A 7,098-nucleotide genomic window follows, 5' to 3' on the forward strand; every position below is an offset into this window, starting at 1 on the left:
AAAATCGGGGGGACGTCGACTCAGCACCACATCGGTAGCGCAATGGCTTCGCAGCACCAAAAATGCTCTCTCAGGAGAGCTTCCAAAGAAGCGGCTCAGTTTCGCATCAAGCGAAACCGAAGGGCATTCAAGAACCTAAAAGTACTTATCGATCAGGTTAAGGCCGATCCATATGGACGGATCGAACTGCTCCTTCGGCTCCAGAATCAGCTGGCTAGCCACATTCTCAGGACAGAGAAGGGCTTGAGGATCCTCAAAGCGGAGCGCTTGCGCATCCTTGGGCTCCGGAAAAATAGACCGTCGAAAGACATTTCAGACTATCTAAAAAAGGAAGCGAAAAGGCTGGCCCTAGGGATTGACCATGGGAAGCATCTCCTATGGGTTTGGCGCTGTTTCGGCGACGCAATCCCCTTCATTTATCACGATAAGTATGCACTTAAGCACATGTTCTACTCGATCGAGGACTACTCGGCTAAGCAATCTGCGGGCGCTTTATCCGGCAACGAAGGTCGCCGGCTTGAAATTGGTGTTATGCAGACTATCTGTAACCGAGGGATCCCTGCGGTGCTGTGTGATCTTACTAATACACTCAGACATGGCGACGTCTGCGTGATGGTCAACGCGGATCCCTTCCCAAGAGAGGTGAAGACAAGCGAAAACCAGAATAGCCGCACTGTTCGCCAGGCTCTTAATTTGATGTCTCTTAAAACCTTCCTATCAGACGATGAGGCCAGCAATTTCCGGGGATGTGAACGAGTTGAGCGGCGTGCGATGCCGATGGCGACGGCACATCTTGAGGATCTGAATCATTGCATCGATCAGTCGCGAGGGAAGCGCTGGGAACTAGTTCGTCCGGAGGGTGGCGTGACTTATCTGGCTATCAGGCGCGGATGTGACTTAGAACGCCTGAAAATAGTGGAGATGGGCAAGTACCCAAGCTGCGGCATATGGAGCGAGCAAATTGAGTCAGAGGCGTGGGCGCCCTATTATCCATTTACTCTCTCCATCGAGAGAGCTTCAGACTTAATTGCCCTTCTTGAAGGCCGCCTAGATGTCATTGTTGCGGTAGACGCGTACGAAATTATGCAGCGATTCGCGGATCGTGGATTAATTGCAACATTCATGGACGATGAGAAAGTAGCCTTTACGGTACGCCGCCCGAACACTTCGGTCGATAGAGGCGACCCGGCCTGTGGCGTTTCAACCCATCTCATGCAACGCTTACTCATCGAGTGCGAACCCGCCTCTAACCTCATCGACTTCTCAGTTAACTTCATTGAAGAGTTGGAGGCAATGACGCCGAGTCGACCGGGCGACTCCAGTCAACAGGATCATCAAATGATGGTGGCTTGGCGCGAACTTGTACCAAGGATTCCGCCCCTGCTTAGCGACGATCCTCCTGTATAGGGTCCAGTGTAGCGTTCACGGGATCGGCAAAACCCGGGCAAAACCCGGGGGCAAAACCCGGGTCAGAGTGCACTTTCGAGCGGCCGCTTCGGGTCGGTTGCTGCCGTTCACAACACCGCCGCAACTGCGTCTATTCACGTTGCTCTCGCGCGCAATACATCACCCCAACCGCAACAACTTCCGCACCGCCGGCAGATTCCTGCGACTCACTTCAGGGGCGAGCTCGGTGCCGTCGAGGTTTGCCAGCGCACGGCCGTCGGGGAGGATTTTCAGGCCCAGCAACCGCGCCGGAGGCACCAGGCAATTGCGGTGCAGGCGCAGCAGTTGGTCGGGGTAGGCTTCTTCCAGCTGTCGCAACGATTCCTCTATCAGCAGCTCGCCGCCCTGGTGTTGCACCACCACGTATTTTTCTTCGGCCAGCAGGCAGATCACCTCGTCCAGGGCGATGCGGACGGGGGCGCCGCGCAGGCGGCCGTGGAGGAAGGTGGTGCGATCGCGGGGCAGTTCGGCCAGGCGTCGTTGGGCGCGTTGCAGGGCTTCGCGCAGGCGGTCGAGGCGGACGGGTTTGAGCAGGTAGTCGACCGCGCCCAGTTCGAACGCTTGCAGCGCGTGGGCTTCGTAAGCGGTGCAGAAGATGATCAACGGCCGCGACCGCCCGGCCAGTCGGCCGGCCAGGACGGTGCCGCTGAGGGCGGGCATGTTGATGTCCAGCAGCAGCACGTCGGGCTGCAATTCGCCGAGTACGCCCAGCGCGGCTTCGCCGTCGGCCACGCTGCCGACCAGTTCGCAGCCTTCGCATTCGGCCAGCAAGGCGGCCAGGCGGGCGCGTGCCAGCGGTTCGTCGTCGACGATCAATACGCGGGTCATGCCGCTGGCCCCGGCAGGTGCAGGGTCACCACGAACTGATCGCCGCGCGGGCCGGCCTCGAAGCGGGCGCGCGGGCCATAGTGGTAGGCGATGCGTTGGCGCACGCTGTCCAGGCCATGGCCGTTGCCCGGTTCCGGTGGCGTGGTGGGCAGCGGATTGACGATTTCGACCATCACGCCTTCGCCTTCGCGGGCACCGCGCAACACCACCTCGCCACCCGCGCGCAGCGGCTGGATGCCGTGGCGTACGGCGTTCTCCACCAGCGGTTGCAGCAGCAGGCGCGGTAGCGGGAAATCGGCCGGCAGGTCATCCAGCTCGCGCACCACGCGCAGCCGCTCGGCCAACCGCCATTGCTCGATGGCCAGGTAGCGCTCGATCAGCGCCAGCTCCTCGCCCAGCGTGCCGTTGTCGGTGTCGTGCTGGCCCAGCGCGGCGCGGAACAGTTCGCACAGGTCTTCGACGGTGCGCTCGGCCGCGGCCGGGTCGACCCGGATCAGCGCCGCCACGGTGTTCATGCTGTTGAACAGGAAGTGCGGCCGGATGCGCGCCTGCAACGCGCCTACCTGCGCGCGCGTGACCGCGGCCAGCCGCGCCTGCCACTGCGCCAGCACGTAGAAATAGCGCAGCATCGCGGCGCCCAGCAGCGCGGTGATGACGGCGTTGTCGCGCACGAAGGCGCCCATCGACGCGGTGATGAATGGCATCTGCAGGGAAGCGTCGAGCCAGTGCACGGCCGCGCTGGCGGCCACCACGATCAGCATGATCAGCAGCCACGCGCCGAGGTACGGCCAGCGGCCCGGCAGGCGTTGCAGCCACGGTCGCGATTTGCAGAGAACTACGGCGATCACCAGTGCCAGCCAGCTCACGAACAGCACCGCCACGCTGTAGCCGGACCAGCCGCGCGTCTGCCCGGGCGCCAGCCACATCACCGTAACCGTCAACGCGCCCACCACGAACCAGGCGAACACCGCCGGCAGCCGGCAGAAGTCCGGCAAGGGGCTGGCCTCGAGGCGGCGGGCGGGCAGTTCGCGCATCAGGCGAGTATGCCGCACCGCGCGGTTCAGGCCAGCCGCGCGCCCAGCCACTGGCGCAGGTCGGCGATCTCCTGGGCGCAGACCGAATGCGGCATCGGGTAGCTGTGCCAGTCCACCGTGTAACCCAGCGACTGCAGCAGCTCGCGCGAATCCACGCCGCGCTGGTACAGCACCACCGGATCGGCGCTGCCATGGCCCCAGAAGATCGGCGTGGCGGCGTTGGCGGCGTGGCGCTCGGCGGCCAGCAAGCTGGATATCGGCACATAGGTGGACAGCGCCACGATGCCGGCCAGCGCGCGCGGATGGCGCAGACCCGCGCTCAGCGCGATCGCGCCGCCTTGCGAAAAGCCGACCAGGAAGATGTTTTCATCCGGCACGCCGCGTTCGTTCTCGCGGGCGATCAGCGCCTCGACGGCGGCGATGGAGACTCGAATCCCCGCCTCGTCCTGCGGCGCCCGCGCATCGAAACCATGGATGTCGTACCAGGCGCGCATCGGCACCCCGCCGTTGATCGTCACCGGCTGCACCGGCGCATGCGGAAACACGAAGCGCAGCGCCGGCCACTCCTTCGCCACCAGCTCCGGCACGATCGGCGCGAAGTCGTTGCCGTCGGCGCCCAGGCCATGCAGCCAGAGGATGCTGTGGGTGGGGTTGGCGGCGGTTTCGTGTTCGACGGTGGGCAGCAGGGACATGGCATCGATCGGCGGCGGAAGACGGGCAGCATCGTAGCAGTCGCCCGGCACCCGCTCGTTGCCCAAACCACCGCGCAAGGCTAAAGTGGCGCGGTTCAGGTGTCCCGACGGCCCCACGCCGAAGGGATGAAACGGGAAGCCGGTGCGTGGTGTTGATCACCGCAAGGCCGGCGCTGCCCCCGCAACGGTAAGCGAGAATCGTCGATCAGCGAATGCCACTGTGCTTGCACGGGAAGGCGCTGATCGAGGCAGGTTTCCCCTGCCACTCGCGAGCCCGGAGACCGGCCTGCACGATTTCTGGTGGCTCGCGGTGGGCGAGGCCGAACAGTCGTGTCGGCGTTCGCCTGCCCGTTGTTCCGTCCCCTCCTTCTTCGCCACCAGCTCATTGACGCTGGAGCCGTGCGCGGGCGCGCGGCGGAGAAATGCTTGTGGAACACACGTACATGAAACGCACCCTGTTGGCCGCGGCGCTGCTGGCCGCATCGATGGCGGCGCAAGCCGACGCGGGCCGGCCCGATCCCGTCGGCACGGAGGATCTGGATGCGGTGATCGTCACCGCCACGCGTACCGCGATTACCGTGGATGAATCGCTGGCCTCGGTCAGCGTGATCAACCGCGAGGACATTGACCGGCTGCAGCCGCTGACGGTCACCGACCTGCTGACCGGCCTGCCCGGCGTGAGCATGGGCAACCTGGGTGGCCTGGGCCAGCAGACGTCGCTGTTCATGCGCGGCACCAATGCGACCCACGTGCTGCTGCTGGTCGATGGCGTGCGGGTGGGCTCGGTCACCGCGGGCCTGGCCGCGTTCGAGCAGATCCCGGTGGAACAGATCGACCACATCGAAGTGGTGCGCGGCCCGCGCTCCAGCCTCTACGGCGCCGATGCGATCGGCGGCGTGATCCAGATATTCACCCGCCACGGCCAGCCCGGCGGCGGCCTGCAGCCCTCCTTCAGCCTCACCACCGGCAGCAACAATCTGTTGCGCGGGCAGGTGGGTTTGTCCGGCGGCGACGAGCACGCCTGGTACAACATCGGCGTGGGCGCGCAGTACACCCGCGGCATCAACAGCTGCCGCATCGGCGCGGCCGAAGCCTTCACCGCCTGCTACATCGACGAGCCCGACCGCGACGGCAACCGCAACAAGAACCTCACCGCCAGCGGCGGCTATCGCTGGGACAACGGCGCCGAACTGACCGGCACCTGGCTACGCAACCTGGGCGAAGTCGAGTTCGACGGCAGCTACCAGAACCGCAGCCGCACCCTGCAGCAAGTGGCCGGCGGGCGCTTCAGCATCAACCCCACCGACGCCTGGAAAACCACGCTGAGCGCGGGCCAGAACCTGGACCGCTACGACAGCTACAAGAACCAGGATTTTCGCGGCTACATCGGCTCACGCCACGACCAGGTCGGCTGGCAGAACGACATCACCGTGGCGCCCAACCAGCTGCTGACCGTGGGCCTGGACTGGCAGGGCGAGCGGGTCGACAGCGACACCGGCTACCTCGACACCCAGCGCACCAACAGCGCCGGCTACGCGCAATACCAGGGCAGCTTCGGCCGTCAGGAAATCCAGCTCTCGGCACGCCGCGACCACAACGGCCAGTTCGGCAACCACAACACCGGCGCCGCCGCCTGGGGCTACCGCTTCGACCACGGCCTGCGCCTCTCGGCCAGCTACGGCACCGCCTTCCACGCGCCGACCTTCAACGATGTGTACTACCCCTACGGCAGTGGCAACCCCGACCTGAAGCCGGAAGAATCACGTAGCGTCGAACTCGGCCTCAACCAGCGCCTGACCCACTGGAACTGGGGCATCAACGCCTACCAGACCCACATCGACCAGATGATCGCGCTGGACAGCAGCTACTTCCCGCTGAACATCAGCAAGGCGCGCATCCGCGGCGTGGAAGGCAAGCTGGGCGTCGACCTCGCCGGCTGGCAAGTGCAGGGCTACCTGACCTGGCTGCAGCCGCGAAACGAGGATGGCGGCCCGAACGACGGCAAGCTGCTGATGCGCCGCCCGCAACGCACCGCACGACTGGATATCGACCGCGGCTTCGGCGCGTTCGGCCTGGGCGCCACTTTCAACGCCCGCAGCCACAGCTACGCCGACGCCGGCAACCTGCAAGCCGTCCCCGGCTACACCACCACCGACCTGCGCGCCAGCTACCACTTCACCCCCGACTGGCAACTGGAAGCCCGCCTGGCCAACGCGTTCGACCGCGACTACGAAACGGTCTGGTACTACAACCAGCCGGGGCGGAGTTTCTTCTTGACGGTGCGGTACAGCCCGGCGATGCGGTGATACCCCGCCCGCCCTCTCTGTGGGAGCGACTTCAGTCGCGATGCCTTTGCTCTTGAATGTGGCTCCAGAGCAAGAGCTTTCGATCGCCTGTGGCGCTCGAGTCACTTTCTCTTTGCGTGGCCAAAGAGAAAGTAACCAAAGAGAAAGGCCACCCCGCTTACGCGCCTTGCGGACATCCTGTCCGCAAGGTCCGCGTGCGGGCTACGGGGTTTGTCGACAGTCCATCCATGGACTGACGCCAAACTGGCCGGCATCCCTGCCGGCCACCCTGCGGGCTTTTCCTTCGCCCGCCCGCCGCTTCAGAGGGGCCCCGGGTAGAGCAGCGCGCCATCGTGGCGCGCACTCGGTGCGCAGCGGCGTTGCCGCTGCGAGAGCGTCGCGGCGTGGAGTCTTCTGTTTTTTTCCTCACCTCCGGTCGCCCTGAGCGTAGCCGCGCAGCGGCGGAGTCGAAGGGTGACGTCGAGCGGCCCTTCGACTTCGGCCTTTGGCCTACGCTCAGGGAGAACGGTTGAGGTAGCGGCTTTTGCTTTTGCCCTGGCTCCATCCCGAGTACGGGCCAGGATGGCCCGTCGCTCTACCCGGGGCCCCTGTGCGGCGGTGAGTCGGGGTCGACAGGCCGCGCAGCGGGCATCGGCATGGATGCCGATGCCTTTTCGCCAGCACATGGATGTGCTGTCGAAAAGCCCGACCCCGACTCACGGACTTGCCGGGCAGGATGCCCGGCAAGCGCCAAGCGGGGTGGCCTTCTCTTTTGGTTACTTTTCTCTTGGCCACGCAAGAGAAAAGTGACTC

The 7,098-nt window shown here is 64.7% G+C and carries 5 protein-coding genes and 1 riboswitch; of the genes, 2 read left to right on the top strand and 3 right to left on the bottom strand.

Annotated elements, in window-relative coordinates; translation table 11 throughout:
* The coding region (locus UU9_RS04665; RefSeq protein ID WP_007080567.1) for a hypothetical protein at positions 1-1,407 on the top strand (1,407 nt) is incomplete at its 5' end.
* A gap of 159 nt (positions 1,408-1,566) precedes the next feature.
* Here UU9_RS04665 and UU9_RS04670 read toward each other — a convergent pair.
* The 3 genes from UU9_RS04670 to UU9_RS04680 are packed head-to-tail and all read right to left on the bottom strand — an operon-like array spanning position 1,567 to position 4,000.
* Entirely contained in the window at positions 1,567-2,274 is a 708-nt protein-coding gene (locus UU9_RS04670; protein ID WP_007080568.1) for a LytR/AlgR family response regulator transcription factor, read from the bottom strand.
* A complete protein-coding gene (locus UU9_RS04675) occupies positions 2,271-3,308 on the bottom strand; it encodes a sensor histidine kinase (protein WP_040670283.1) in 1,038 nt (345 codons plus the stop codon). The genes UU9_RS04670 and UU9_RS04675 overlap by 4 nt, the downstream gene beginning before the upstream one ends.
* Before the next feature lie 26 nt (positions 3,309-3,334).
* The gene (locus UU9_RS04680; RefSeq protein WP_040670284.1) at positions 3,335-4,000 is read right to left on the bottom strand and encodes an alpha/beta hydrolase; all 666 of its coding nucleotides are present in this window, start codon (positions 3,998-4,000) and stop codon (positions 3,335-3,337) included.
* Between the two features lie 80 nt (positions 4,001-4,080).
* Positions 4,081-4,304: riboswitch (cobalamin riboswitch) on the top strand.
* 139 nt (positions 4,305-4,443) lie between these two features.
* Between UU9_RS04680 and UU9_RS04685 the strand changes: the two genes are divergently transcribed.
* Positions 4,444-6,306 carry a TonB-dependent receptor domain-containing protein gene (locus UU9_RS04685; protein ID WP_007080571.1) on the top strand — a complete coding sequence of 621 codons (1,863 nt, stop codon included), beginning with the start codon at positions 4,444-4,446 and terminating at the stop codon, positions 6,304-6,306.
* The last annotated feature ends 792 nt before the right edge of the window (positions 6,307-7,098 follow it).

The organism is Rhodanobacter fulvus Jip2, from assembly GCF_000264315.1.
Classification (GTDB): domain Bacteria; phylum Pseudomonadota; class Gammaproteobacteria; order Xanthomonadales; family Rhodanobacteraceae; genus Rhodanobacter; species Rhodanobacter fulvus.

Coding starts and splice junctions, on each gene's coding strand:
- UU9_RS04670 (WP_007080568.1), bottom strand. CDS start 2,274: ATGACCCGCGTATTGATCGTCGACGACGAACCGCTGGCACGCGCCCGC.
- UU9_RS04675 (WP_040670283.1), bottom strand. CDS start 3,308: ATGCGCGAACTGCCCGCCCGCCGCCTCGAGGCCAGCCCCTTGCCGGAC.
- UU9_RS04680 (WP_040670284.1), bottom strand. CDS start 4,000: ATGTCCCTGCTGCCCACCGTCGAACACGAAACCGCCGCCAACCCCACC.
- UU9_RS04685 (WP_007080571.1), top strand. CDS start 4,444: ATGAAACGCACCCTGTTGGCCGCGGCGCTGCTGGCCGCATCGATGGCG.